The sequence below is a fragment of the Bifidobacterium cuniculi genome (assembly GCF_000741575.1).
Taxonomy (GTDB): Bacteria; Actinomycetota; Actinomycetes; order Actinomycetales; family Bifidobacteriaceae; genus Bifidobacterium; species Bifidobacterium cuniculi.
This window is the reverse complement of the sequence record NZ_JGYV01000001.1, coordinates 407,474-432,633: the sequence shown is the minus strand read 5'-3', so window position 1 is coordinate 432,633 and position 25,160 is coordinate 407,474. Positions and strand designations below refer to the sequence as shown.

Below are 25,160 nucleotides of genomic sequence, written 5' to 3'. Positions count from 1 at the left end.
AAGGAGGCACACAGTGGCACAGCACAAAATCATCAACCCCGACCCGGCCACCGTGCCCCTCCTCGTCGCCCAGAAAGCCCTCGACGCCGCCCAGCAGCGCCAAACCCACCACAGCGGATCCGCATACTTCCCCATCGACGAGGAGCACGGCGTCCTCGTCGGCGCCATGGCCAACGACGGCATCGCCGACTTCAACCCCACCAGCGAGGAGCAAAAGCCCCTGTGGGAGGGTATCAGCCAGGACCAGCTCGACCAGACGGCCGAAACCATCCTCAACGCGGCCAACACCAACATCGAGAACCACGTCACCGTGATCAACGGCACCCTGGCCGAGCAGCAGGCGCAGATCGAGGCGAACACGGCCGGCGTGCAGCGTGGCGAACAGCTCGCCCAGGCCGCCCAAGCCAAGGCCGACCAGAACGCCACGGCCATCGACGCGGCCGGCAAGGAATTCGACGACTACAAGGCCGCAGCCGACAAGGCACTGGGCGACCTGAATCAGACCGTGCAGGACCATGGCAGCGTCCTCGACTCGGTTCAGTCGGACCTCACGGCCGCCAAGCAGGACCTGGTCGACCAGGCAAAGCGCGTCGATGACGTGGGAAAGACCGCGGCCATGGCCGCCTCCACCGCCTCCAGCGCGCAGAGCACGGCCACGGCTGCACAGAGCACCGCCGACAACGCCGCCACCGTAGCCACCGCCGCGCAGGCCGCCGCCAAAGACGCAAAAGACAACACCGTCACCAGCAGCGTCATCGAATACGCAATCGGCGACGCCACCCACGCCCCCACCACCGGATGGACCGCCAACACCATCACCCGGCCTGCCGGAGCGACCGTGTGGATGCGCACCCGTATCACTCGCGGCGACGGCACCAGCTCGGTGTCCTCCGCCGCCCCCGTCACCGGAGACACCGGCCCCAAAGGAGACAACGGCACCCACGGTGTGAGCATCACCGCCGTCACCGACTACTACGCCCTCGCCTCCACCATGCCAGCGAAGCCGACCGTGCAGGATCCGCCGGCACCGTGGACCACGATCGAACCGGGTTATGATCGGGCCAAGACCTTGTACACTGCCTCCCGTGTCGACCTGTCGGACGCGACATGGACATGGACCGCAGTGCAGGTCTCCTCCTCCTATGCCGCCGCCCAGGCAGCGCAGACAGCGGCACAGGATGCGCAGCAGGCCGCGACCAACGCACAGACCGCGTCCACGACCGCGCAGACCGCGGCACAGGATGCCGCCCAGCAGGCTGCCGCCTCCGCCTCCTCCGCCTCCTCCGCCGCCCAGGACGCCGCCGACGCAAAAACCGACGCATCCCAAGCAAAGGCAGACGCGGCCACGGCAAAGTCCACTGCGGATGGGGCGAGCAAGGTCGCCACCCAGTCGGCCGCAACCGCCACAGCCGCGCAGCAGGCCGCCACGAGTGCGCAGACCGCGGCGAACCTGCTCATGCAGACCGCCGCCGAATTGCAACCCAACCCCGGCTTCGAGGGCGGCCAGGACCATTGGACGACCAATGTCGCCGGCGCCGATTTCGTGCAGGAGAGCACCCAGTACTCGCATTCGGGCACCCACCGTGCCTCTCTGACCGTCGCGGCCGGCACCAAGGAGATCATCTCCACCCACGCCGTACAAGCCACCGTCGGACAGCGCTACCGGATGAGCTGCTGGTACAAGATCACCGACAAGGGGACTGCCACCGCGGCAGGCCCCCGCCTGCAGTACTCGGCCGACGGCAAATCCTGGGCGGACGTACCCAACTGCCCGGGAATCGCACTGACCGTCGGCGACGACTGGCGCGCCACGTCAGTGGACGTCGTCGCCACCGCGCAAATGAAATACCTGCGCTGCCGCTTCGCTTTCAATCAGCCGGCCGGAGCATTCCTGGACGACTTCAGCCTCAAGGACATCACGCTCGCCTATGCGGCGCAGCAGACCGCCGACCAGGCCGACAAGACCGCGCAGAAGGCCGTCACCGACGCCGCGAACGCCGACGCGAAAGCCGTCGCCGCCGACCAGAAAGCCATCGACGCAGCCAACGCTGCCAGCGACGCGCAGGCCGCCGCCAAGAACGCCTTTACCACCGCCGACTCGAAAAACCGCATCTTCATGCAGGCGACGGATCCACGAGACGACACGGACGCGGACGGCATGTCCATCGCCGACAAGGTCAAGCCCGGCGATCTGTGGTGGAAAACCTCCACCAACCTGGAAACCTACTGGGAAGGCGAACCCAACAACTCCATCTCCGTACTCGTGGACCACTCCGACGAGATCGAGGAAATGAAGGTCTGGAACGGCACGGAATGGGTCAAGCACGTCCTGTACGCGCAGGACATGCTCGTCAACGGATCCGTCGTCACCGAACTACTCGCCGCAAACAGCATCACGGCAGAGAAAATCTCGGTAGGCGCCATCGAAGCCGACAAGCTGGCCGCCACCGCCCTGTACGGCAAGGTCATCAAGGGCGGCCAATTCCTGAGCGGCAATGAACGGATGGCGCTCAACGACGCCGGATTCCTGCTCAGGGACAAGGACAACGACCCGACGATCACGATGAACTCGGCGGACGGGTCTGCGACCTTCCGCGGCGTGCTCATCATCGACGGCTCCCTGACCGCCCCCGTGGTCGCCGGCGGCACGATCCGCGGCGCCTCCTACCAGGTCACCGACAAGGACGACAAGGTCATCGGCACCCTCAACTCCGACGGCATCACCTTCGGCGACTCCCTGACCTACGCGAAGAAAAACAGCGCGTGGCAGCTGACCCTGTCGGGCGCCATCCAGGCCGGCGGCGAGATCAAGGGCGCCAAGGTCACCGGCTGCGTGGTCCAGACCTCCAGCGAAGACAATGTCGGCATCAAGCTCACCGACGACGGCCTGGTCGCCTACAATGCCCAAAAACTCGCCGCCTTCACCCTCACCAACGAGGGAACCCTCATGACGCAGGGCGCGATCATGACCAACTCCAACATCAGCGCACCCTACATTTTCGGCGGCACCATCGAAGGCACCACCTTCCAAACCGGCCCCGCAGGCCAGTACCCGCGCGCACAGTTCGACGACACTGCGCTGCGCATGTGGGACAACGAAGGCAACCAGACCGTCTACCTCGACGGCCAAGGCAAGACCAACCTGATCACCGGCACTTTCCAGACCAAGACGAGCGGGGAACGCGTCTACATCACGCCAGACTACTCGGCGATCGCCACCGACGGGGAGGAGGTCTCCACCGGCCAAGGGCTGATCTTCGTCAACCCGGCCATGGCCGCCTCCCCGCAGATCTCCGGCATCAGCAAATCCAGCGTCGTCGGCGACATCGCCGAGCTGGACTTCCACTCCGGCTACCTCGCCAAAGGCCAACCCGGCGCCTTCGGCAGGCTGCGCTCCGGCACCCACAAGGACACCGGCCGGCGCGATGGCGCAGTCCTGTGGACCACAAACACCGAGTACGCCGAATCCTCCCAGACCGACTCCGGCTCCAACCTCGACCTCTACTGCCGCTCCGGCTACGGCGCACAAGCAGGACTGAACACGTGGAGTCCCAGCGCCCGGGCTCTTGCCACCGTGCACGCCAGGGGTGCAAAGGCAACCTCGGAGCTGCGCGTCAGCAATCTCGAGGAGACCGAAAACCTCGGCGTGCAGCTCTCCTGGGAGGCCAAACGCCTTTACATGGGAGGAAAACTCGGCGGCTGGCACAACGGCTACTCGACCTTCCTGCGCAACCGCGTTTACTCCACCGGGTCGGTCGGCGCGGGCGGCACTTTCACGTGGGACATCACCTGGAGCAAACCCGCAGCCGTCGGCAAATACTACCCCGTCGGTACCGCGGAAAGCACCCAGGTGCTCGCCATCACCTACAGGGATGTCACTGCCTCCGGCTGCAAGGTGCAGGCCAAGAACACCGGCAGCGCATCCGCCTCCCCCATCGTCATCAACACTCTCGGCATCCTCGACGACTAAGGAGACACATGGCCACCCAAATGCAGGTTCAGGGAGAAAATCTCCTCATCGTCGATACCGACAAGCAGGAGGGGCGCGTCATCCCTCTCGAGGCCATCGCCTCCTGGCGCGCCCTGCTCAAACTCGAATCCGACGAGGAGGCCGTACAGGCGATCCTGACCGCGCAGGACCCAGGCGTCATCGACGAGACCACCGGCGAAACCGCCTGGGCCAGCGCATACCGGCAACTCGCCCAGGACACCGCTGGCGTCACGTCGCCAGGTCTCGACGGCAGCGTGCAGACACGCTACCAGCTGGGGCTCATCCAACCCACACGGTACGCGATGCGTGCCGCCACCATGCTCATCGCACTCCCCACCGCCGACACCCCAGCCGACGAGCCGGACATGCCCGACACCGACAGCATCACTGCCGCACTCGCCGGTGTGGCTGGTCGGCTTAAGGAGCGGCGGCAGCAATTCCTGGACTCTTTCAAAACCCTCGCACAGGAAGGAAATAACCAATGAATGATGATATCCCGGCAGACGTCAACGAGGTGATCGACTCTCTCACGAGGGACGTTGCCCGTTTGACCCGCGAGAAAGCAATCCTCACGGCGCAGATTTCGACCCTATCCAAGCGATTGAAGGAGGCCGAAAATGGAGGCGAGGAATCTCATCGTCAACCCGCAGCCGTATAGCGTCGCAGACTGGAACACTGCTGGACGTGACTCGGATATCGAGTTGCGCACGACTTCCTCTGGGGATTGCATCTATACACGCAACCTGACTGGAGCCTCCGACCTGTATGTGCGTACCATTGTCCGAGATCTTCTCGCCGATGACTACATATACGCGGCCTACATCGCTACTGCGCAGGTGCCGCCGGCGAAAACACTGCGCGTCATACAGGGCTCTCCCCTGCTCGAGATAGCGTCCTGCGCATTCCGCGATGGCATGAACCTAGTCAGGTTTACGCTTGAGACGACCAACAGCGTGGAGCTGCGTATGAACATCAGTCCCACGAAGGGCGCTGCGTTGAATTTCCAGCACATTGGCCTCTATACGGAGGAGAGCTTCACGGTGATGCGCCGCCAGGAGGATCCAGTGCGCTGGTTCAGCGGTGACGTAATCGAGCGGGGGGGGGGGTGCCTTCCTAGCACTCTGCATCCACATGTGGATGGCCGCCAGTGGGTGGTGGTCGCATGAGCAAGCAGACGACGGTCACGAACCTGTATGTGCTCTGGCTGGACGACTCGTCGAGAATCGCGAACATATCGATCGCGTCGGCGGAAAACCAGGTGCGTGGCATCGTGGGTGGTCACTTCTGCTGGTTGGCGGGCCGCATGGTCAATCTAGGCAGTGCGGTCCACGAAATGAACATCCAGTGTGCCCACGTGCCGCACGTCACCTGCCTCGGCTGCGGCTACTACGAGGAGGACGACTGGCAACGCATCCAGGAGCTCATGGCGCAGGGACGCCTCACCATCCCATGGTGGGCAACCCCTACGGCAGCGACAGACAGGAAGCACGCGTTACCACCTATCCTCACGCCCTGACCGCCTCTCTGGGGGTGGTCGCATGAGCACGCGGCGAGTGAACAACGCCCTAGACCCCCGACTGGTTGTGACGCGTCCGTGGACGTGGAACGCGACCCTGACCCGAGACTCTGACCAGGTGTGGCGATTCCAACCCCTGAAACAAGAGGGCACGACGTTCGTGCGCGGCACCATCAGCCCATGGGGCCAGGTGCATGCCGGCAGCGTTGTAGCGATCACCCTCATCAACCGCAGCAAACTGTTCGGCGACCAAAACTACATAGACGGCACCCCCGCCGGCCAGTACGTCGCCACTGGGGGCACGGCCCGCACCTATTACAAGGAGCTGACAGAGGACAGTAGCGGCCCGGTCCTGTGGATCTACGCGGAAGCGGCACGTATCCACGGCGTGGGCATCTACACGGCCGACGACTGGGAACGGATGCTCACCCTGTACGAGCAGGGACGTCTCGAATACCCGTATTTCGACGGATCCGACTACCCATCATAATCCCAAAAACAAGGAGGACGCGCATGGACATGTGGGTGGAGATCCTGATCGGCATGTGCGGCAGCGGCGCCATCGGCGGAGCCCTCACCGCCCTCACCCAACACCTCATCCGCGAATGGAACCGCAGACACCACCCTGAAAACGACCCGGACATCAAGGCCCGCAACGTTCTCAGCCGTCACGCGGGCCTTCGCATCCTCAAGGATCTCCACCACGACGCCATCCAAAGAGGCTACATCAGCCTCGACGAACTCGACGAAGCCCACGAAGTATACGCCGCCTATCACCAACTCGGCGGCAACGGCGCCGGCACCCGCATCATCCACGACCTCGAACGCATGAACAACTACCCAACAATTCAAAAATAGGAGGAAACCATGGCAGACCACGCCACCCCCACCACCAACACAGGCATCGGCAAAGAACGCGCCAAAGCCATCGCCACCCTCGCCGTCAGCCTCTACAGCATGATCAGCGCCGGCTGCGCGCTCGCCGGCATCAACCCGCTTCCATTTACGACCGACCAGGTGTCCGCGGGAGTTTTCTCGATTCTCTCGGTCATCTCCGTCATCTACGCGTGGTGGAAGGACCAGAACATCACCGAGGCCGCCGCGGCCGGCAGTGTCGTGACGCGCTCGATCAAGCTCTCGCAGAGCTCGGGCAACGCGGCGGACATGCAGGCGGCGACCATGGATGACCTGGTCGCCCCGGAGGACGAGGTCGTCGCGGTCGAGGAGAATCCGATGACGCCGGTCGACGATGACGATGAGACGCCGGAGGCCTGAGCCTCATGGTCAGCATCAAGCGAGAAATCGTCAACGCCGGCCACGGCTACCTCTCCCCCTTCCTCTTCGCTGTGCACTCCACCGCGAACCCGGGTGCGACGGCACGTAATCACCGTGATCTGTGGGCGCGCGGCTGGGATTACGCCGTCCATCTGACCAGCGACTGGATCGAAGCGATCCAGTGCATGGAATACGACCGCCTCGCCTGGCAGGTCGGCAACGGCAACTCCACGTGCATCGGCCTGGAGATCTGCGAAGCCACCAATCAGGCCGACTTCAACCGTGGCATCGACATCGCCGCGGACGTGGTCGCCCAGGTTCTCAAGGCCCGCGGCTGGAGCCCGGACGTGGTCCACCCGCACCTGTGGTTTAGCCAGGTCTACGGCGGCAGCGACCACGTCGACCCCCGCCCATACTTCGCCCAGTGGGGCTACTCCTGGGAGAAATTCATCGCCCTGATCAGGCAGAAATACAGCGGCGCGCAGAGCGCCGCGCAAATCGTCGAAAAGGAGAAAAGCATGGCCACGACCCATATCGTCTTCGGACTCGAGGGTAGCCTCGACATATTCATCGCCAACGTCATGGCCGGCACGTACATGCGCATGCCGACCATGACCGCCCTCAAGACCAGGATTTACGTGCTGGGCAAGGCAGGCGCGGTCGTCAAGTCCTGGGCGCAGTGCACAAACGGCAAGCCGGGCCGCTCCGGCTACGGCACCGTCGCCAAGGCTGACCTTCCGGCCTTCGGCGTCCTCGTCAAGGACATGTAAAACTAATGTGATTCAATCCGAATCACATTAGTTTTACATTAATCACATGGCCCCGCTTATCTTGAAATTAACTCAGAATTCAGAGTTAATTTCAAGATAAGCGGGGATTTTTGCTATTTCCCGGTCAGGTAGTCGCTGACAGCTTGCCCCGCCACCGGGGCTTCTGCGGCGCGGTGGCCCATATCGTAGTAGTCGATCATGGTGGCGTGAGACCACCCTCCGGCGGCCATGATGTCCTGGTCACTCACTCCCGCGTCCCGGCTCAGCGTGCAAAAAGATCGGCGTAGGCTGTTCGCCTGTGGTGGTGTCGGCGTGGATGCCGGGCAGGCCGTCGTCGAAAAACACCATGCCTGTTGGTGAGGGGGCGTCGGCGTGGGGGAAGTCTCCCTGGTCGACGGTGTCGGAGGCGAGGGTGGTCATGTCTCGGCTGACCCACCATAGTGGTGCGGTGCGGATGCTGTCGCCGACATTCCACACGTCTCCCATCATCGTCTTGTAGGCGTCCTGGCCGCCGACTTGCTGCGTGCGGAAGCGTTGGAGCTCGCTGAAGGTGGTGCCGAGCTTGTCGCGGATGTAGGGCAGCCATAGGGGCGTGAGCTTGACAGTGTTCTTACGCTTGCTCATCGTCGCCCTCCAGGTCGTCGACCTCGTCGTCGAGGCCGTCGGTGTCGTCATCGTAGTAGAGGATGACACCTCCGTTTTCAGTCGGATCTGCCAGGCGATGAGGCGCCACCAGGTGGCCGGGAAGTCTTGGACGGATTCGGCGTTGGTGCGCGGTACGATGATGGCATCGCCGTGCTCTTCGATGCCCTTGGCGACTTCGGCGGCAAAGCGTACCTGCAGGCCGAGCAGATCCGCCTGCAGATCGTCCGGCAGGAGTCGGCTGCGCTCCCACCGTTGCACCGAGTACTCGCTGACGCCCCACCTGTCGGCGAGCCACCTCGTGCTCAAGCCAAGGCTTTCGCGGCAACTTTTGAATTCTGCGGGCGTCATGACCGGTCTCCTTTCGTAGGGTGCGGGCCCGCGAGGCCCTGCGGGTCGGTTGGGTTAGGCTGCCTCGTCGGCGAGGTCGTCGGCGAGGTCGTCGACCAGGAGGCGACCGATGGTGTCGGCCGCGTCCTGGGCGGTGGAGAACTCGTAGCTCTTTTTCCACCCTGCGTCATCGCGGTAGCGCATGATGACTTGCATTTTCGCCATGTACTGCCGGTCGGCATCCCACCGCCGGTCCGACCAGTAGACGGGCGATGCCTCAAGATGTGAGCGCTCGCCGCCGTGCTCCGCGTGGATCCAGCCGTCTTCCTCGCGGAAAGTCCATCCGTCGGCTGCCTGCTGGTCCATCATGTCGCACAGTTCGCTGACGGTGGGGTACGCGGCGGAGGCGACCTGTCCGAGGCGCTCGCAGAGCGCGTAGCGCAGGTCGTCATCGTTGTCGAGCTCGACCCGTTCGTTTTCCTGGCCGCTGCGAGTGGCGTCATGCCAGTTGAGGACGAGGCCTTCCGGGGTTTTCTGCACGTCGAAGGAGGCCGGGGCGATGCACCCCTTGCCGACGACGACGAAGCCGCGCTCGCCGATGTCGATGATGGAGATGAAGCCGCCGCCGCTGTATTCGTGCAGGTTGGTGTCGGCGTCGATGATCTGCGCGGTCTCGGTGTTGTAGCTGGCCATGATGTTGGGTCCTTCTCTTGTGTTTTTTTGTACGGATGGGGCGGGGAGCCGCGTCGGTGCGGCTCCCCTGCGGGTTGTGGGTGGGTTCAGTCCTGGGCGTCGAGGTCGCGCTTGACGCTGTCCCAGTCGGGCACCAGGTAGTCGTCGAAGGCCTGGGCGAGGGCTTCGTCGGTGCCGTTGTCGTCGAGCTCGCCGGAGAACTCGATGCTGCCGGTCTTGCCTTCTGCGAGGGCCTCGTCGGGGTCCTGGCTGGTGATTTTCCAGGTGAAGGAGGCGGTGGTGCCGTACTCGTCGACCTCGACCCATACGTCGATTGCCTCGGTGCCGGTGAACATTCCGACGCGGCCGGTCTCGCGGTCGGGGGTGGTGTCGGCGTATTCGTTGCCTGCCCAGGCCTCGAAGTAGGCGGCGGCCTGGTCGAAGAGCTGGTCGGCGGTGTAGGTGGTGAAGGTTGCGGTGGTCATGATCTTGAGCCTTTCTGCTCTCTAGGGCTTGCCTTGTGCTTCCCTGTATGATTACCAATATAGCACAGTCGGTGGTAAATTACCACCTTCGGCGTGTCGCGCATCGGGGAAGGCGCCAACATGCGCGCCAACATTGTCCGTGATGTCGAGTGATCTTACGTGACCATGCCCCCCGCCGGCACCCATCCGCGACGCGCCGAGAGAATGGCGGAATTCCAACGAAAAAAGCCAGCCCCCGATTCCTCGGAGACTGGCCTTGGCGGTGTCCGGAGCGGGACTTGAACCCGCACGCCTGTATAAAATAGGCACTAGCACCTCAAGCTAGCGCGTCTACCATTCCGCCACCCGGACAGATTGCTTAGCGCAACGAGTTGAAAATATACGCGAATCCACTCCACACGTCAACTCTCGGCGTGTCGCGCCCTACCGTGTACGCTGGGAATCATGACGAACCCCCTCTTCCTCGTGGATTCCCACAATGACGACGCCCCCATCTCGCGGGACGAACTGCGGTCCGGCTGGACCATGTCCCTACCGCCGGATGTCAGACGCCACGCCTTCGGTTCCATGAGGCTTACGCAATCGGATGCGCTGCAGGTCTCGGACGGCCAAGGACTGCGCATCGACGCCACCGTGGCGGATCCGGCGGAAGGCACCGTGCTCGTGGATTCGTTCACCGTGGAGGACGCCCCCAGGATTCGGCTTGCCCTGGTGCAGGCGCTCGCCAAGAACGGTCACGACGAACAGGCCATCGACATGGCCACCCAGATCGGGGTCGACGACGTCATCCCCTGGCAGTCCGACCGCGCCATCGCCCGCTTCAAGGCGGGACGCACCGACCGCAAATGGGGCCAGGTGCTGCGCGCCGCCACCGAACAGTCGCGTCGTGCCTTCCTGCCCGTCCTGCACGAACCGATGAGCAGCAGGCAGCTGCTCGCCCAGGTCCGTCGCGCCTGCGTCCACGGCGACCTGGTCATCGTGCTCCACCAGGACGCCACCATCGGCTGGGGAGGCATCGAGGACCGGCTTGCCGCCATCGCCGAGCGCAGCCTGGAAGACGGCCGTACCCGCACCATCCATGTGGCAGTCGGTCCGGAAGGCGGCATCAGCGACGATGAAGTCGCCATGCTCACTGAGGCCGGCGCCGAAGCGGTGGTCCTGGGTTCGAACATCCTGCGTGCCTCCACGGCCGGCCCCGTCGCCCTGAGCCTGCTGTCGCGCGCACTGGGCCGCTTCAGCTGACCTGGCCCCACTCCCCCGGCCACGCTACCATGGATGCCATGAACCGATTCACCGAGACCTTGCAATCCATCCGCCCCAGCACCCTTTCCAAGGTGACGCTGGCCCTGAGCACCCTGCTCGGCGTCGAAGCCGTCGTCCGTTGCGCCGTCATGGCACGTGGCGGCGACCGGGCCCGCACCCGGCTCGCCGCCACGACCGCCGTCAGCTGGGGCATCGCCGCCGTAGTCAACCTCGTGAACCTGCACCATGAGCTCGCCGAGGAACGGGCCAGGCAAGTCGCCGATGGGGACGGCAGCGACGACGAGCTGGTCTTCTCCACCTCGACCCCCGAGCGGTGACATGCGCATCATCGAACTCGAATCGATCGACGACCCCCGCGTCGACGCCTACGTCAACCTCACCGAACTGCAGCTGCGCAACAAGCTGGAACCGGCCAAGGGCATCTTCATCGCCGAATCGCCCAAGGTGATCGACCGTGCGCTGGCTGCCGGACGCCAGCCCCTGTCCCTGTTGGTGGAACGGCCCTGGCTGGATGGCATGGCGGACACCTTCGCCTTCATCGACGCCCACTGGGGGCCGGACGTGCCGGTCTACGTCGCCTCCCCCGACCAGCTCAGGCGCATCACCGGCTACCGGCTGCACCGGGGAGCCATCTCGGCGATGCGCCGCTGGCCACTGCCCTCCGTCGAGGAGGTCTGCGCCGGTGCGCGCCGCATCGCCGTGCTGGAGAACATCGTGGACCACACCAACGTCGGCGCCATCATGCGTTCCGCAGCCGCCCTGGACGTCGACGCGGTGCTGGTGACGCCGTCCTGCGCCGACCCGCTCTACCGGCGTGCCGCACGCGTATCCATGGGCACCGTCTTCCAGGTGCCGTGGACGCGCATCGGCGGCGACGACGTCCATTACTGGCCGTTCCAAGGCATTCCTGCCCTGCACGGACTCGGTTTCACCACCGCCGCCATGGCGTTGGAGGACGACTCCATCTCCCTGGACGAACTGGTGCGCCGGCTGGACAGCGACCCGGCCGCACCGGACCACGTGGACAGGCTCGCCCTCATCTTCGGCACCGAGGGGGACGGCCTGTCCCACCACACGATCGCCAGGGCGGACCTGACCGTGAGGATCCCCATGAGCCACGGCGTGGATTCGCTCAACGTGGCGGCATCCAGCGCCGTCGCCTTCTACTCGACCCGGGTGCGCGCCTGAAGACACGCATCCGTGTCTTCAGGCCGTTTCAGTACCTGGGCAGCGCATCCAGGTTGAACCCGAGGGCGGCCAGCTGGTCGCGCCCTTCGGGGGTGATCTTGTCCACGGTCCATCGGGGCGTCCACGTCCAGTCGATGCGGAACTCCTCCACCAGGCCGGCCAAAGTGCTGGCGCATTCGTCCTCGATGAGGTCGGTCAGCGGGCAGGCCGGCGTGGTCAGGGTCATGGTGATGATGGCACGGCCCAGCTCATCGATCTCGATGCCGTACACCAATCCCAGGTCGATGACGTCGATGCCGAGTTCGGGGTCGATCACCTGGTGCAGTGCCTCCTTGACGTCGGCGGCCGTGGCGCGTCCGATGTCGTCGACGCCGATGAGCGTGATGCCGTCCTCGCTGTCCTGGCCGCAGCCGCACTCGTGGCCGTCCCCGCCGCAGCACTCATGTGGCCGGTCCTGCCTCAGGCCGTCCCGGTCGACGTCCTTGGCCAGGGACGGGTTGGCCATGATGGCCTCGGCCGCCTGCTCGTCCTTGACCACCGCGTTGACCGCATCGAAGATGGTCGACTGCGGCCCCGGTACCAGATTGTCTGTCATGTTGGAAACCTCTCTTCCCGCATCGGATACGGTATTGCTTCATTGCTGCGCGGCGAGTGCCCTGGCCATGGAGTCCTTGAGGCCCTCCCAGCCGAGCAGCGCGCACTTGATGCGCATGGGATACCGGGAGACGCCCTGGAACACAGTGGCGTCACCCAACGCATCCTCCCTCGATTCGTCGGACAGTCCCTCGCCGCGTGATTCCATGAGGTCATGGAAGTCCCGGAACAGGTCCATGGCCTCTTCCACGGTCCGGCCGTCCACCAGGTCGACCATGATGGACAGGCTCGCCTGGGAGATGGAGCAGCCCTGCCCGTCCCATGCGATGCGGGCGATCCGGTGGGGCTCGTCCTTCGTGACCTCCACGTGGATGGTCGCCTCGTCGCCGCAGGTGGGGTTGAACTGGCGTGAGCGTGCCAGCGAGCATGCCTCGTGGGCGGCGTGTACCGTGGCGTCCGCCTCGTCGCCGCCGTCACCGGCAAGGTCCGTCTTGCCGTGCGGGTGCCTGGCGGCATCCAGGATCACTTCCTGGTACATCTGTTCGAGAGCGGCGTCTGCCATGGTCGTGCTGTTCCTTTCGTGGAGGTTCCCTGCCCTTGTCTACAGCAGACAGGGCCTGCGTATTCCTGCATGGAGCGTCATCGTGCGAAGAAGGCACGCACCCCGCGTACCGCTTCGATGAGTGCCTCGGCCTCGTCCACGGTGTTGTAGACGCCGGTGGAGGCACGGTTGGATGCGAATACGCCGAAATGCCGGTGCACGGGCTGGGCGCAGTGGTGGCCGACCCGGATGGCGATGCCCTGGGCGTCGACGTATTGGCCGACGTCGTGCGGGTGGACGCCTTCGACTTCGAAGGCCACGGTGCCGATGCGTCCCTGCGTCTCCTGCGGCCCGAGGATCCTGACGCCGGGGACGTCGGCCAGGCCGAGCAGCGCCCGGGTCATGGCACGTTCATGCTCCTCGATGCGGTCCATGCCCACGCCGAGCATCCAGTCCGCCGCGACGCCTGCCGCCACAGCCTGCGCGACCGGCTGGGTGCCGGCTTCGAAACGTGCGGGCGGCGCCATGTACTGGGCGGGACGGTCCAGATAGGCGAGTTCGACCATGGATCCGCCGAACTGCGCCGGGGGCAATGCCTCGAGCAGCTCGCGCCTGCCGTAGAGGAAGCCCACGCCGGTGGGTCCGTACATCTTGTGGGCGCTGAACGCCGCGAAGTCCACGTCCAGTGCGTGGAAGTCGACGGCGAGGTGCGGGACGGACTGGCATGCGTCGAGGACGAACAGGGCACCCACCTCGTGGGCACGTTGTACCAGCGGCGCGATGTCGGTGATGGCGCCGGTGACGTTGCCGACGTGGGTGACGGCCACGACCCTGGTGCGTGACGTGATGACCTGGTCGGCGACGTCGGTGCGGATGCGGCCGTCCTCGGTCAGGGGCAGCCACTTGAGGGTGGCGCAGGTACGGGCCGCCAGTTCCTGGAAGGGCAGCAGGACGGAATGGTGTTCGGCTTGGGAGACCACGATCTCGTCACCGGGCTGGAGCGCGAAGCGCCGTGCGTCGGTGCCGCCCCGGCCCAGGGATGCGTTGCCCATGGCGGTGGTCAGCAGGTTGAGTCCGGCGGTGGCACCGGCGGTGACCACGAGTTCCTCACTGCCTTCCGTGCTGTCGGCGCCGACGAGGCGGGCGACCTTGGCGCGGGCCTGTTCGAAGGCTTCAGTGCTGCGGGCCGCCAGTTCATGGGCACCGCGGTGCACTCCGGCATTGTCCTGCTCGTAGAACCGGCTTTCCGCATCGATCACCGTCTGCGGCTTCTGGGAGGTGGCCGCCGAGTCGAGGTAGACCAGCGGGTGGCCGTGGATCTCCTGGTCGAGAATCGGGAACTGCTGCCTGATGCCGGACAGTGCTGACGGGTCGCTCATGGTCGCTGGCTCCTTCTGGTGTTCCATGTGCTGGGGGGGGTGACGGCCGTGGCCGGATGCGCCCGCATCCGGCCACGGCCGTGATGGTCAGGCGAGTGCCGACTCGGAGTCGGAGCCTTCGGGTAGGTATTCGTCGTAGCCGCGCTCCTCGAGTTCGTCCGCGAGCTCGGGGCCGCCGGTCTTCACGAAGTGACCGTCGGCGAACACGTGCACGATGTCGGGCTTGATGTACTTGAGGATGCGCGTGTAGTGCGTCACCATGAGTACGCCGAAGTCGTTGGCGGCCTTGGCGCGGTTCACGCCTTCGGACACGATGCGCAGCGCGTCGACGTCCAGGCCGGAGTCGGTTTCGTCGAGGACGGCGAACTTCGGCTTGAGCATCTCCAGCTGGAGGACTTCGGCACGCTTCTTCTCGCCGCCGGAGAATCCTTCGTTGACGGAACGCGTCGCGAACTTCGGGTCCATCTTGAGCTGCTTCATGGCGGCGGTGAGTTCCTTCGTCCAGGTGCGGATGGCGGGGGCCTCGCCGCTGACCTCGGTCACGGCGGTGCGCAGGAAGTTCGTCATGGAGACGCCGGGCACTTCCACGGGGTACTGCATGGCCAGGAACAGGCCGGCCTTGGCGCGCTCGTCGGGCGTCATGAGCAGGAGGTCCTCACCGTCCAGGAGTGCCTGGCCGGAGTCGACCTCGTACTTGGGGTGGCCGGCGAGGGTGTAGGCGAGGGTGGACTTGCCGGAGCCGTTGGGGCCCATGATGGCGTGGATCTCGCCGGAGTTGACGGTCAGGTTCACGCCGCGCAGGATCTGCTTGCGCCCTTCCTTCGTCTCGACGCTTGCGTACAGGTTCTTGATTTCCAGGGTGGACATGCTTACTTCTCCTCCAATACGGTTTGCGTGGCCGCGTCCTCGCCGCGTGCCAGCCTGCGGTCGATGGCCTCCATCAGGTGGCCGGCGATGGCGTCGATGCCGATTTCCTCCACGAGTTCGGCGAAGAAGCCGCGCACCACCAGCTTGCGTGCCTGCGCCTCGGGAATGCCGCGCGACTGCAGGTAGAATAGTTCCTCGTCGTCGAAACGGCCCACGGAGCTGGCATGGCCGGCGCCGATGATGTTGCCGTTCTCGATCTCGAGGTTCGGTTCGGAGTCGGCGATGGCGCCGGGGGTGAGCACGAGGTTGCGGTTGAGCTCATAGGAGTCGGTGCCGGGCGCGGTCGGCTCGATCAGCGCGTTGCCCACCCAGGTGGAGTGCGCACCCTTGCCGTCCAGTGCGCCCTTGTACACCACGCGCGACTTGCAGTCCGGGTGGTTGTGTACGACCATGGTGCGGTGCTCGATGTGTTCGCCGGGGTCGACGAAGTAGATGCCGAGCATGTTGATGTCGCCGTGTTCGCCGCCGAAGTCCTGGTCCATGCGCAGGCGCACCACGGTGCCGCCCAGGGTGATGACCGCATGGCGCACACTGGATTCGGCACCCACGTGGATCCGGTGGCCGCCCACGTGCTTGGAGTCGGCGGACCATTCCTGGATGGAGGTCACGGAGAGGTGCGCGTCGGTGCCCGTGGTGATCTCCACGCCTTCGGCCAGCCTGGCGGTCCCGTCGTGTTCGATCACGACGTCGCCGTGCACGCGGTCCGCGGCGGTGACGACCAGGTGCAGCGCATCGAGGTCGGTGCCGGCGCCGTGGACCTTGACCAGGACCGGCTGCGCCGGGCTGTCCTTGAGCTCGACCACGAAGGCGCGGGTGGCGCTTGCCCATTCGACCGCTTCGACACGGTCGGTCGGCTTGCCGACGGTGCCGGTGGGCTCCTGCCCCACCGGCACTTCGCGCAGCGTCACCATGTCCGGTTCGAGGGGCGCGCCGTCGATCATCGACACGCTCACCGTGGTGGCGTTCGACGGCGTGAACACGTCCAGGAATTCCTCGATGCGTTCCACCGGCGTGAACCGGAAGTCCTCCTGCTTGCGCGTGGGCCGTGCGAAGTCGGACACGTCGAAGGACCGCGGGTTGGTGTCCGCACTGGACGGCATCGCCGCCGGCACGGCGTACGGGTCGTTCGGATCCGCGACGGGAATGTTGATCTCTCTGCGTTCGGCCATGCTCAGCCCACCGATCCTTCCATCTGCAGTTCCACGAGCCGGTTGAGCTCGAGTGCGTATTCCATGGGCAGCTCGCGGCTGATCGGCTCCACGAAGCCGCGCACGATCATGGCCATGGCCTCCTTCTCCTCGACGCCTCGGCTCATGAGGTAGAACAGCTGGTCCTCGGACACCTTGGACACGGTGGCCTCGTGGGCCATGGAGACGTCGTCCTCGCGCACGTCCACGTGCGGGTAGGTGTCGGAACGCGAGAAGTCGTCCACGAGCAGCGCGTCGCAGACGACGTTCGAGCTGGCTCCCTCGGCGCCGTCGACGATCTTCACCAGGCCGCGGTACGCCGAGCGTCCGCCTCCGCGGGAGATGGACTTGGCGACGATGGTGGAGCTGGTGTGCGGCGCCAGGTGGATCATCTTGGCGCCCGTGTCCTGGTACTGGCCGGAGCCGGCGAAGCCCAGGGACATGGTGCTCGCGTTCGCGTACGGTTCGGCGAGGATGCACGCAGGGTACTTCATGGTGGCCTTGGAGCCGATGTTGCCGTCGACCCATTCCATGGTGGCGCCTTCGCGCACGTAGGCGCGCTGCGTGACGAGGTTGTAGACGTTGTTCGACCAGTTCTGCACGGTGGTGTAGCGCACGCGGGCATTCTTCTCGACGATGATCTCCACGATGGCCGCATGCAGCGAGTCGGTCGAGTAGATGGGGGCCGTGCACCCTTCCACGTAGTGCACGTAGGAGCCCTCGTCGGCGATGATCAGGGTACGTTCGAACTGGCCCATGTTGGGGGTGTTGATGCGGAAGTAGGCCTGCAGCGGGATGTCCACGTGGACGCCCTTGGGCACATACACGAAGGAGCCGCCGGACCAGGCCGCGGTGTTCAGCGCACCGAACTTGTTGTCCTCGGGGGGCACGACCGTGCCGAAGTATTTGCGCACCAGGTCGGGGTATTCACGCACCGCGGTGTCGGTGTCCACGAAGATCACGCCCTGCTTGGCCAGGTCCTCCTGGATGGAGTTGTAGATGACCTCGGACTCGTACTGGGCGGCGACGCCGGAGACGAGACGGCTCTTCTCCGCCTCGGGGATGCCGAGCCGGTCATAGGTGTTCCTGATGTCGTCGGGCAGGTCCTCCCAGCTGGCCGCCTGCTTGCCCACCGGCTTGACGTAGTACTTGAAGTCCTGGGCGTGGAAGCCGGACAGGTCGACGCCCCACTTGGGCATGGGCTGTTCGACGAAGGCACGGTAGCCGCGCAGGCGCATGTCGAGCATCCACTCGGGCTCGTTCTTGTCCGCGGAGATCTCCCGGACGACCTGCTCGTCGATGCCTTTCTTCGCCGCTTCGCCGGCGGCATCGGAATCATGCCAGCCGTAGGAGTACTCACCGAACTGTTCGATGATCTCGTCGTCCTGTCTTATTTTCTCCTCGTTGACGCGGGCACGGTCAGCCACGTACTGGCTCATCTCCACGTCAGACGCCGCGTTGGGGGAAGTATCCGCCACTGTCGTACGCCTCCTATCACTGAATGCTATCCACGCGACACCGTAGCAGAACGGGTATGAACACGCCAGTGCGCACGGGGACGAAAAGACGCGGATGTGGCGTACTTCACGTACCCTAAGTACCGTGATGCGCCGAGGGACCGTCGGACGAATGGATTCGTCCGACGGTCCCTCGGCGCATCACGGTACTTAGGGTCGCTCAGCGCTGCACGTGCACGGTGGTGCCGACGCCGTCGCCCATCACGCACCAGTCATAGAACCATTCCGCGTCGTCCCAGCCGATGCCCACACAGCCGTGGGAGGTGTTCGCGCCCATGGCGGCGATCTGTGCGCCGGTGGTCGGCGAGCTCGTGGCGATGCGGTGGATGGCGCAGCCGGTCTTGGAGAAATAGTTGACGAAGCCGACGTCGGGGGCGTCCCAGGTTTCCTTGGTGCCGTCCGACAGGGTCAGCGTACCCGACATGTGCTGCGAGGGGTACTTGAGCCAGACCTCGAAGTCGCCTTCGGGCGTGCACAGGTCGCCGGAGGAGTTGCATACGCCGGTCTCGTAGTCGTTGCCCTGGCCGGCGGACATGTTCATGGCGCGGATCTGCTTGCCGTTCTCGTAGGCGTACACCTTGTGGTCGGACAAGTCCACCACCACGTGGCGCTTGGTCTTCTTGACCTGCATGGGGTCGACCTCGCCGGCGAGTTCGATGGTGCCGTTGCCGTCGGCGAGTGCGGCGGCCGCTTCCTGCCCGACCTGTGCGTCGGCGCCGTCGGCGAGCTTGACGCCGTCGTGGCCTTCGGTGATGACCTTGACTTCCTCGTCGTTGTTGTTGACGATGACTTCGCGGTCCTCGCGGGAGGAGGTGAGGTTGGGCTTGATGTCCTGCTCGTAGGCGTCCTGCAGCTTGTCGGCGCTGAAGACGACCACTCCGTTGCGGGTTTCCCCGTCGGCGAGGGTGGTGTCCTCGTCCGGTTCGATGCGGGCGGCCTCCAGGAGGGTCGCCGCGTCGAAGCTGGCGACTGCGTGGTCCTTGACGGTGATGTCGACGCCCTTGTCCAGGAGCGTGTTGATGGTGTCTTTCGCCTTATTGGCGACCTCGTCGCCCACGGCGGGGTCGATCTGCTTGAGCTTCACCTCGACGGTCTGCGGCGTGTAGTCGCCCAATCCCCGGACGGCCTTGACGGCTTCCTCGTCCACGGGTGCCGGATCGGCACCGCTGCCGGCGACGGCCGCCTGCACGGTGACGCTCTTGCCGTCCTCGGAGACTTTCAGGGTCGCGTCCTGCGCGGCCGTGCTGGCGGTGCCGAGGTGCTCGTCGAGGACCTCCGTCGTGGTGTCGGCGGTCACGGCGGGGTTGACATCCTGCTTGACCCAGAAGGCGTAGCGGGCGAAGGGATTGTCCGTGCGCTTCGCGTCGACCGTGTCCTTGGCCACCTGCTCTGCGTCGACGCTGATCCCCAGTTCCTTGGCGGTGAGTTCCACCGTCTTGCCGTCGTATTCGACGGGCACCGTGGTCCTGTCGACCTGTTCGGTGACGAGGTCGGCGATCTGCTGCTGGGTCTTGCCCGTCATGGAGTGGCCCCACAGGGTGGTGCCGGGCAGGGCGCGGCCCTGGAAGAAGGCCCAGCATCCGAAGCACACGGCGGCCAGCAGCACGATGACGCCGGTCAGCACCCAAGGCCAGACATGGTGCTTCCTGGCGGGCGCAGGCGCGATGCCGGGGAACGAGTCGTCCAAGGGCATGAACGCCTCGGTGTCCGCGGTTGCCGAAGCGTGCGGCACGTTCCCCTGACGTGCCGCACGGTCGTCATTTCCATGGGAAGGAAAAGTCATGAAGAATCCTCGTAGTGATGATCGTTGCTATTCGACGCCCATTATGCTCCACGGCCACGAACATGTCCATGTCCGTGGCCGTGGAATCACCAAATGTTCACAGGCCGCTCAATGCCTGCGGGTCGTTCAGCGCGCCGCCTGGTGGTCGAGCGACGCCTTGACCAACCCGGCGAACAGCGGGTGGGGTTTGGTCGGGCGCGACTTGAACTCGGGATGGGCCTGGGTCGCCACGTAGAAGGGGTGGACTTCCCGGGGCAGCTCCACGAACTCGGTGAGCTCGCCGTCGGGGCTCTGCCCGGAGATGACCAGGCCGCCCTCGCGCAGGCGGTCCTTGTAGGCGACGTTCACCTCGTAGCGGTGGCGATGGCGTTCGGTCACATGGGTGGTGCCGTAGAGGTCGGCCACCAACGAGCCTTCCAGCAAGTCGGCCGGGTAGGATCCCAGACGCATGGTGTGGCCCATGTCGCCCTTGCCGGCGACGATGTCCTTCTGCTCCTCCATGGTCGCGATGACCGGATCCTTGCAGTCCGGATCGAACTCGGTGGAACCGGCATCCTCGATGCCCAGGACGTCGCGGGCGTATTCGATCACCATGGACTGCAGGCCCAGGCACAGGCCGAGCACCGGCAGCTTGCGCTCGCGGGCGAAGCGCAGCGCGCCGATCTTGCCTTCGATGCCGCGGATGCCGAAGCCTCCCGGGATGACGATGCCGTCCACCTGGTCGAGGGCGGCGGCGGCACCTTCCTCGGTCTCGCACAGGTCGGCCGCGACCCACTTGACGTTGACCTTGGCCCAGTTGGCGAAGCCGCCGGCCTTGATGGCCTCCGTCACGGACAGGTAGGCGTCCGGCAGGTCGATGTACTTGCCGACGATGGCGATGTTCACTTCGTGCTTGGGGTGGTGCACGCGCTCGAGCAGGTCGCGCCACTCGTCCCAGTCGACGTCGTGGAAGGGCAGGCCGAGCTCGCGGATGACGTAGGCGTCGAGTCCCTCGTCGAAGAGGATCTTCGGCACGTCGTAGATGCTGGCGGCGTCCACGCAGTTGACCACGCCCTCGGCGTCCACGTCGCACATCAGGGAGATCTTGTCCTTGATGCCCTGGCCGAGCTCGCGGTCCGAGCGCAGCACCAGCGCGTCCGGGGTGATGCCCAGCTGACGCAGCATCATGACGGAATGCTGGGTGGGCTTGGTCTTGAGCTCATGGGCGGCGGAGATGTACGGCACGAGGGAGACGTGGATGAACATGCAGTTCTCCGGGCCGAGCTCGCGACGCACCTCGCGCGCCGCCTCCATGAAGGGCTGGGATTCAATGTCGCCGACGGTGCCGCCGATCTCGGTGATGATCACGTCGACGTCGTCGGACGCCTGGGCGCGCATGCGCGACTTGATCTCGTTGGTGATGTGGGGGATGACCTGCACGCACTGGCCGAGGTACTCCCCTGCACGCTCCTTGCGCAGGACCTCCTGGTAGATCTGGCCGGTGGTGACATTGGCCTTCTGGGACAGGAAGACGTCGAGGAAACGCTCGTAGTGGCCGATGTCCAAGTCGGTCTCGGCGCCGTCCTCCGTGACGTACACCTCGCCGTGCTGGAACGGGTTCATGGTGCCCGGATCGACGTTGATGTAGGGGTCGAGTTTCTGCTGGAGGACGCGCAGCCCGCGACTGCGCAACAGGCGACCGAGCGAGGATGCGGTCAGTCCCTTGCCGAGGGAGGAGACGACGCCGCCGGTGACGAAAATATGCTTGGTGACGTGTTCTTGGGAATTGCCATGTTGTCTTCTAGCCATGGGTCTTCATGGTATCGCTGGACCGTGACATGGAGGAGGGTGCGGTACGCGTCTCCACGATGAGTTCGCTGGCGATGCCGTTGAGCTCGATGCCGTCGGCAGCGTCCTCGTCCTGGCGCACGCCTGCCCCGACGATCATGCGGGTGCGCACTCCCCTGGTCGTCAGCGCCACCGGCACCCCTGTCGGGATCGCGATCCGCGACGTGGCGGACACCTGGTTGATGTCCAGTTGGCCGTCGAGCGTCGCGCAGTCGATGTCCATGTCGAGGTTGCAGTCGACCTCGACATGGCCGCTCACCTCCTCGAGGCGCAGGTTGGGCGCCTTGAGGTCGAGCTCGAGGCGCTCGCATTCCAGGTGGCGCACCTGGACCGTCTGCGCCTTCGCCGCGCACTCCAGGCTGGCCAGGTGTCGCTGCGGGATCCACAGCCGGACGCATATGTCGTCCTTGGCCAGAGACTCGCTGATGCCGCTGCCGCGGTTGACGGCGACGTCGATGCGCTTCGGCCGGTCGTCCAGGGACACCTTGACGTGCTGTGCCAGCTGTTCCACCGTGTTCGAGGCGACCCGGACGCGCAGCTGCTCACCCTCGTAGCCGCCGATCGTGCACGAGTAGACCGATCCGCAGTCGATGTCGAAGTGCTTGGGCCCGTCGATGTCATAGGCGGTGACGTTCTCGTAGCGCAGGTCTCCCCCGCCGGTGTCCGCGGTGCCGTCTTGCGCGGCAAGGCCCATCAGCCGGTCGAGGGTCACGCCGAAGACCGCGGCGAGGGCGGTCAGGTTGGCGATGTCGGGCCTGCCGGCACCGTTCTCCCACTTGGCGACCGCCTGCCGGGTCACGTAGATGCGATGCGCCAGCTGCTTCTGGGACAGGCCGGCCTGCTTGCGCAGCGCCCTGAGGCGCGTGCCGAAGTCCTCGCGGACGTCGTCGGGTCGTGTGGTCATACCCATGGTGTGCTCCTTGGTGTCGTTCTTCGATTGGTTGGTCATGGTGCCGTGTGGTCATTGCCTGATGAGGTCGACTGCCGCCATCCCGCGGATGGGCCGTGCGAAGCCGAAGGCACAGGCGAGCTGCAGGGCTGCCAGCAGTACGGCGACGGCGGCCGGCAGCGCCCAGGGCAGTTCGAAATGGCTGCGCATGACGCCCATCGTGGCGAAGAGCGCCTGGACGGCCGGCAGCATGCCTCCTGCGCACAGTACGGCGGCAAGCAATGCGCCCACGCAGCCGGCGGGCAGGAGCACCATGGCGGTCTCCGCCCTGAGCTGGCGGCTGGTATACCCGATGGCCTTGAGGATGCCCAGGCGGTGCCGGTCGCGGGCGATCGACGTCTGGACGACCATCATGAGCACCAGGAGCACCAGGAAGAGCGCGATGGCCAGGATGGCCACGCTCACCGCAACCAGGACCGTGCCGACCATCCGCTGCGAGGCGAGGCGCATGCGGTTCGTGTCGGTCACCTGGCCGACCAGGCCATCGGCATGGTCCTTGATGCGTTCGGCGACCTGTGCCGTCTCCTCGCCGTCGCAGTACACGTACAGGGTGTGGCTGGCGGCGTCGAAGCCCGGCTCGAGCCTGACGTATCCCGCGTCGGTCAGTTCGCAGACCGCTCCCCCGTCGTTGACGCTTTGGAGGAAACCCACGACCGTGTAGGAGCGCACCTCGTCGCCGTGGGTGACGGCGACCTGCGAGCCGATGGGATGGGCGGCGGCGAGCGCGGAGCCGAGTGCAATCTGCCGTTCGTCCGTGGGATGCTGCCCGTCGTAGTGGATGTCGTTGCGCGCGGCGGCGAAATCGTCGCTGACGAAGGCGGGGATCCGGTTGCCGTCGATGGTGACGTATTCGGTGGTGTAGTCCAGTACGTCGTCCACGCCTTCGATGGACGCGATGCGTCCGGCCGCTTCGCGTGCGGCGCCGGGTTGCGTGGCGACGGCGAGCTGCGGCGTCTCGGTGGACAGGGTGTCGTAGAGGTTGTCGGGCCGGAGCGCGGCGTTGTAGGCGAGGGTGGCGCAGAAGGCGAGCAGGATGGTCATGCAGGCGGACATCACGGCGATGAGCAGGTTGCGTGGGCGTGAGGCGCATGCTTGGGCGAGCAGGATGGCGGTGCGGGCGTTGCCCGGCAGCGCCGCAAGCGGTCGTGCCTGCCGGCGGCGCCCTGCAGGTCGTGTCCGGATGGCGTCGATGGGCTTGAGGCGTCGGACGCCGTGCAGTGCGGTGGAGGCGCACAGCATGGTGAGGCCGGCGAGCGCCGCCAGGGTGACGGCCCATGCGCGCAGGTCGATGGCTGCCTGGTAGTCGAGGCCGGACTGCATGGCGACCAGCGAGCCGACGGCGTGGACGAGCGGCAGGGAGAGCAGGATGCCGGCAAGGGTGGCGGCGAGGCTGGCCAGCAGGTAGGGCGCCAGCATGGTGCGTGCCACGGTGCGGCCCGTGTAGCCGATAGCCTTGAGGATGCCCATGTCCACGCGTTCTCGCCGTACTGCGTTGCCGATCTGGAAGGCGCACAGGGCCAGGCTGACGAGGGCGACGAGCAGGGCGAAGACGGTCAGGACGAGGACGACGATCCGGCTGACCATGGTGCGTACCGTGCGTACGGTCTGCCGGTCGAGCGTCGCGGCGACGGGGATGCCATGGGCGTCGAGGAAGGTGCCGAGGTCCTTGCGGACGGTGGCGAGCGTCGCGTCACCGTCTATGCGGACCGCGTATTCGGTGACGGCGTCCTGGCGGTGCCGGTCGAGGAATGCGTCGAATGCGTCGTGGGGCATGGTGAAGGCGAGGATGCCGGAGCCGGCGTTGCCGAACTCCATGTCTTCGATGGTGCCGGCGATGCGCAGGCGTTCCTCGTGGCCGTCCATGCGCAGGACGAGGTCCTGCCCCGGCTTGAACTGCCCGAATTCGGCGACGTACTGGGGTATGTACAGGTCCCCGCCTGTCTGGCTGGCGGTGACGTGGCGGTACCGGTTGAGCCGTCGTGCCGTGTCGGCGTCGGATACCAGGGTGCGGATCGTGAAGTCGGCGCCCCGGAAGTCCGGGATGTCGCTGTCGGCCAGGACGGCGGGGTGTGCCTCGACGTCGGCAACGCCGTCGAGGGCGGACAGTTGCCGTTCCAGGTTCGCCGACGCCGCGGACTGCGGGATGACGATGTCGATGTCCGCAACGGCCAGTGCTTCCTGCCGTCGGTCGTACTGCGCGTCGAAGGACCACAGCAGGGTCAGTGCCGTGTCGAGCAGGCAGGCGGCGATCACGAGGATGGCGCCGAAGGCGAGGAATGCGCTGCGTCCCTGACGCCACTGGTGGCGTATGAGTGTCCTCATGG

25 protein-coding genes and 1 tRNA gene are annotated in these 25,160 nt (G+C 65.5%); 12 read left to right on the top strand and 14 right to left on the bottom strand.

Annotated elements, in window-relative coordinates; genetic code table 11:
• Positions 1–13: 13 nt before the first annotated feature.
• Genes BCUN_RS01890 through BCUN_RS01855 form a run of 9 tightly spaced genes read left to right on the top strand, consistent with a single transcriptional unit; the run spans position 14 to position 7,552 of the window.
• A complete protein-coding gene (locus BCUN_RS01890) occupies positions 14–3,970 on the top strand; it encodes a hypothetical protein (RefSeq protein WP_034258250.1) in 3,957 nt (1,318 codons plus the stop codon).
• 8 nt (positions 3,971–3,978) lie between these two features.
• Positions 3,979–4,476 (top strand): hypothetical protein, encoded by a 498-nt coding sequence (locus BCUN_RS11240; protein ID WP_051920476.1) that lies wholly within the window; start codon positions 3,979–3,981, stop codon positions 4,474–4,476.
• Positions 4,473–4,649, top strand: coding sequence for a hypothetical protein (locus BCUN_RS12515; protein ID WP_160257659.1), 177 nt, complete (start codon positions 4,473–4,475; stop codon positions 4,647–4,649). Before BCUN_RS11240 ends, BCUN_RS12515 begins: the two co-directional genes overlap by 4 nt.
• Entirely contained in the window at positions 4,609–5,157 is a 549-nt protein-coding gene (locus BCUN_RS01880) for a hypothetical protein (RefSeq protein ID WP_034258248.1), read from the top strand. The genes BCUN_RS12515 and BCUN_RS01880 overlap by 41 nt, the downstream gene beginning before the upstream one ends.
• Entirely contained in the window at positions 5,154–5,507 is a 354-nt protein-coding gene (locus tag BCUN_RS01875) for a hypothetical protein (RefSeq protein WP_034258246.1), read from the top strand. The genes BCUN_RS01880 and BCUN_RS01875 overlap by 4 nt, the downstream gene beginning before the upstream one ends.
• A 22-nt stretch (positions 5,508–5,529) precedes the next feature.
• Positions 5,530–5,997 carry a hypothetical protein gene (locus BCUN_RS01870; protein ID WP_152598221.1) on the top strand — a complete coding sequence of 156 codons (468 nt, stop codon included), beginning with the start codon at positions 5,530–5,532 and terminating at the stop codon, positions 5,995–5,997.
• 23 nt (positions 5,998–6,020) lie between these two features.
• Positions 6,021–6,365, top strand: coding sequence for a hypothetical protein (locus BCUN_RS01865; protein WP_033518472.1), 345 nt, complete (start codon positions 6,021–6,023; stop codon positions 6,363–6,365).
• Positions 6,366–6,374: 9 nt separating this feature from the next.
• Positions 6,375–6,782: a phage holin gene (locus BCUN_RS01860; RefSeq protein ID WP_051920474.1), complete on the top strand. Its 408-nt coding sequence runs from the start codon at positions 6,375–6,377 to the stop codon at positions 6,780–6,782.
• 5 nt (positions 6,783–6,787) lie between these two features.
• On the top strand, positions 6,788–7,552 hold the full coding sequence (locus BCUN_RS01855; protein WP_033518470.1) for a peptidoglycan recognition protein family protein: 765 nt from the start codon (positions 6,788–6,790) through the stop codon (positions 7,550–7,552).
• Between the two features lie 240 nt (positions 7,553–7,792).
• On the opposite strand, the gene BCUN_RS01850 is transcribed toward BCUN_RS01855, so the two are convergent.
• The 4 genes from BCUN_RS01850 to BCUN_RS01835 all read right to left on the bottom strand — a co-directional run bounded on the left by BCUN_RS01850 (position 7,793) and on the right by BCUN_RS01835 (position 10,032).
• A complete protein-coding gene (locus BCUN_RS01850; RefSeq protein ID WP_156100109.1) occupies positions 7,793–8,503 on the bottom strand; it encodes a hypothetical protein in 711 nt (236 codons plus the stop codon).
• A gap of 96 nt (positions 8,504–8,599) precedes the next feature.
• On the bottom strand, positions 8,600–9,217 hold the full coding sequence (locus BCUN_RS01845; protein ID WP_033518464.1) for a hypothetical protein: 618 nt from the start codon (positions 9,215–9,217) through the stop codon (positions 8,600–8,602).
• Positions 9,218–9,303: 86 nt separating this feature from the next.
• On the bottom strand, positions 9,304–9,681 hold the full coding sequence (locus BCUN_RS01840; RefSeq protein WP_033518462.1) for a hypothetical protein: 378 nt from the start codon (positions 9,679–9,681) through the stop codon (positions 9,304–9,306).
• Positions 9,682–9,944: 263 nt separating this feature from the next.
• Positions 9,945–10,032, bottom strand: a tRNA-Leu gene (locus BCUN_RS01835).
• A 93-nt stretch (positions 10,033–10,125) separates the two neighbouring features.
• On the opposite strand from BCUN_RS01835, the gene BCUN_RS01830 reads away from it, so the two are divergent.
• The 3 genes from BCUN_RS01830 to BCUN_RS01820 are packed head-to-tail and all read left to right on the top strand — an operon-like array spanning position 10,126 to position 12,132.
• On the top strand, positions 10,126–10,923 hold the full coding sequence (locus BCUN_RS01830; RefSeq protein ID WP_033517125.1) for a 16S rRNA (uracil(1498)-N(3))-methyltransferase: 798 nt from the start codon (positions 10,126–10,128) through the stop codon (positions 10,921–10,923).
• Positions 10,924–10,961: 38 nt separating this feature from the next.
• The gene (locus BCUN_RS01825) at positions 10,962–11,261 is read left to right on the top strand and encodes a hypothetical protein (RefSeq protein ID WP_033517122.1); all 300 of its coding nucleotides are present in this window, start codon (positions 10,962–10,964) and stop codon (positions 11,259–11,261) included.
• A gap of 1 nt (position 11,262) precedes the next feature.
• The gene (locus BCUN_RS01820) at positions 11,263–12,132 is read left to right on the top strand and encodes a TrmH family RNA methyltransferase (RefSeq protein WP_033517120.1); all 870 of its coding nucleotides are present in this window, start codon (positions 11,263–11,265) and stop codon (positions 12,130–12,132) included.
• Between the two features lie 28 nt (positions 12,133–12,160).
• Here BCUN_RS01820 and BCUN_RS01815 read toward each other — a convergent pair whose 3' ends face one another.
• From BCUN_RS01815 to BCUN_RS01770, 10 genes are all read right to left on the bottom strand, one after another.
• Positions 12,161–12,727 carry a metal-sulfur cluster assembly factor gene (locus tag BCUN_RS01815; protein ID WP_033517118.1) on the bottom strand — a complete coding sequence of 189 codons (567 nt, stop codon included), beginning with the start codon at positions 12,725–12,727 and terminating at the stop codon, positions 12,161–12,163.
• A gap of 39 nt (positions 12,728–12,766) precedes the next feature.
• A complete protein-coding gene (gene sufU / locus BCUN_RS01810; protein WP_033517116.1) occupies positions 12,767–13,288 on the bottom strand; it encodes a Fe-S cluster assembly sulfur transfer protein SufU in 522 nt (173 codons plus the stop codon).
• Positions 13,289–13,365: 77 nt separating this feature from the next.
• Positions 13,366–14,646 (bottom strand): SufS family cysteine desulfurase, encoded by a 1,281-nt coding sequence (locus tag BCUN_RS01805; protein WP_033517114.1) that lies wholly within the window; start codon positions 14,644–14,646, stop codon positions 13,366–13,368.
• 87 nt (positions 14,647–14,733) lie between these two features.
• Positions 14,734–15,513 carry a Fe-S cluster assembly ATPase SufC gene (sufC, locus tag BCUN_RS01800; RefSeq protein ID WP_033517112.1) on the bottom strand — a complete coding sequence of 260 codons (780 nt, stop codon included), beginning with the start codon at positions 15,511–15,513 and terminating at the stop codon, positions 14,734–14,736.
• A gap of 2 nt (positions 15,514–15,515) precedes the next feature.
• Positions 15,516–16,742, bottom strand: a complete 1,227-nt coding sequence (gene sufD / locus BCUN_RS01795) for a Fe-S cluster assembly protein SufD (RefSeq protein ID WP_033517110.1) — start codon at positions 16,740–16,742, stop codon at positions 15,516–15,518.
• Between the two features lie 2 nt (positions 16,743–16,744).
• On the bottom strand, positions 16,745–18,199 hold the full coding sequence (sufB, locus tag BCUN_RS01790) for a Fe-S cluster assembly protein SufB (protein ID WP_193345975.1): 1,455 nt from the start codon (positions 18,197–18,199) through the stop codon (positions 16,745–16,747).
• 238 nt (positions 18,200–18,437) lie between these two features.
• Complete coding sequence (locus BCUN_RS01785; protein ID WP_152598157.1) at positions 18,438–20,060, bottom strand: L,D-transpeptidase family protein; 1,623 nt, start codon at positions 20,058–20,060, stop codon at positions 18,438–18,440.
• A gap of 126 nt (positions 20,061–20,186) precedes the next feature.
• Positions 20,187–21,848 carry a CTP synthase gene (locus BCUN_RS01780; protein WP_033517100.1) on the bottom strand — a complete coding sequence of 554 codons (1,662 nt, stop codon included), beginning with the start codon at positions 21,846–21,848 and terminating at the stop codon, positions 20,187–20,189.
• Complete coding sequence (locus BCUN_RS01775) at positions 21,841–22,836, bottom strand: helix-turn-helix domain-containing protein (protein ID WP_051920471.1); 996 nt, start codon at positions 22,834–22,836, stop codon at positions 21,841–21,843. The genes BCUN_RS01780 and BCUN_RS01775 overlap by 8 nt, the downstream gene beginning before the upstream one ends.
• A gap of 12 nt (positions 22,837–22,848) precedes the next feature.
• Positions 22,849–25,158 (bottom strand): ABC transporter permease, encoded by a 2,310-nt coding sequence (locus BCUN_RS01770; RefSeq protein WP_033517099.1) that lies wholly within the window; start codon positions 25,156–25,158, stop codon positions 22,849–22,851.
• Between the last annotated feature and the right edge of the window lie 2 nt (positions 25,159–25,160).

Coding starts and splice junctions, on each gene's coding strand:
- BCUN_RS01815 (WP_033517118.1), bottom strand. CDS start 12,727: ATGACAGACAATCTGGTACCGGGGCCGCAGTCGACCATCTTCGATGCG.
- sufU (WP_033517116.1), bottom strand. CDS start 13,288: ATGGCAGACGCCGCTCTCGAACAGATGTACCAGGAAGTGATCCTGGAT.
- BCUN_RS01770 (WP_033517099.1), bottom strand. CDS start 25,158: ATGAGGACACTCATACGCCACCAGTGGCGTCAGGGACGCAGCGCATTC.
- BCUN_RS01840 (WP_033518462.1), bottom strand. CDS start 9,681: ATGACCACCGCAACCTTCACCACCTACACCGCCGACCAGCTCTTCGAC.
- BCUN_RS01865 (WP_033518472.1), top strand. CDS start 6,021: ATGGACATGTGGGTGGAGATCCTGATCGGCATGTGCGGCAGCGGCGCC.
- BCUN_RS01860 (WP_051920474.1), top strand. CDS start 6,375: ATGGCAGACCACGCCACCCCCACCACCAACACAGGCATCGGCAAAGAA.
- BCUN_RS01805 (WP_033517114.1), bottom strand. CDS start 14,646: ATGAGCGACCCGTCAGCACTGTCCGGCATCAGGCAGCAGTTCCCGATT.
- sufC (WP_033517112.1), bottom strand. CDS start 15,513: ATGTCCACCCTGGAAATCAAGAACCTGTACGCAAGCGTCGAGACGAAG.
- BCUN_RS01825 (WP_033517122.1), top strand. CDS start 10,962: ATGAACCGATTCACCGAGACCTTGCAATCCATCCGCCCCAGCACCCTT.
- BCUN_RS01870 (WP_152598221.1), top strand. CDS start 5,530: ATGAGCACGCGGCGAGTGAACAACGCCCTAGACCCCCGACTGGTTGTG.
- BCUN_RS11240 (WP_051920476.1), top strand. CDS start 3,979: ATGGCCACCCAAATGCAGGTTCAGGGAGAAAATCTCCTCATCGTCGAT.
- BCUN_RS01855 (WP_033518470.1), top strand. CDS start 6,788: ATGGTCAGCATCAAGCGAGAAATCGTCAACGCCGGCCACGGCTACCTC.
- sufB (WP_193345975.1), bottom strand. CDS start 18,199: ATGAGCCAGTACGTGGCTGACCGTGCCCGCGTCAACGAGGAGAAAATA.
- BCUN_RS01785 (WP_152598157.1), bottom strand. CDS start 20,060: ATGACTTTTCCTTCCCATGGAAATGACGACCGTGCGGCACGTCAGGGG.
- BCUN_RS01845 (WP_033518464.1), bottom strand. CDS start 9,217: ATGGCCAGCTACAACACCGAGACCGCGCAGATCATCGACGCCGACACC.
- BCUN_RS01780 (WP_033517100.1), bottom strand. CDS start 21,848: ATGGCTAGAAGACAACATGGCAATTCCCAAGAACACGTCACCAAGCAT.
- BCUN_RS01880 (WP_034258248.1), top strand. CDS start 4,609: ATGGAGGCGAGGAATCTCATCGTCAACCCGCAGCCGTATAGCGTCGCA.
- BCUN_RS01775 (WP_051920471.1), bottom strand. CDS start 22,836: ATGACCAACCAATCGAAGAACGACACCAAGGAGCACACCATGGGTATG.
- BCUN_RS01830 (WP_033517125.1), top strand. CDS start 10,126: ATGACGAACCCCCTCTTCCTCGTGGATTCCCACAATGACGACGCCCCC.
- BCUN_RS01820 (WP_033517120.1), top strand. CDS start 11,263: ATGCGCATCATCGAACTCGAATCGATCGACGACCCCCGCGTCGACGCC.
- BCUN_RS12515 (WP_160257659.1), top strand. CDS start 4,473: ATGAATGATGATATCCCGGCAGACGTCAACGAGGTGATCGACTCTCTC.
- sufD (WP_033517110.1), bottom strand. CDS start 16,742: ATGGCCGAACGCAGAGAGATCAACATTCCCGTCGCGGATCCGAACGAC.
- BCUN_RS01875 (WP_034258246.1), top strand. CDS start 5,154: ATGAGCAAGCAGACGACGGTCACGAACCTGTATGTGCTCTGGCTGGAC.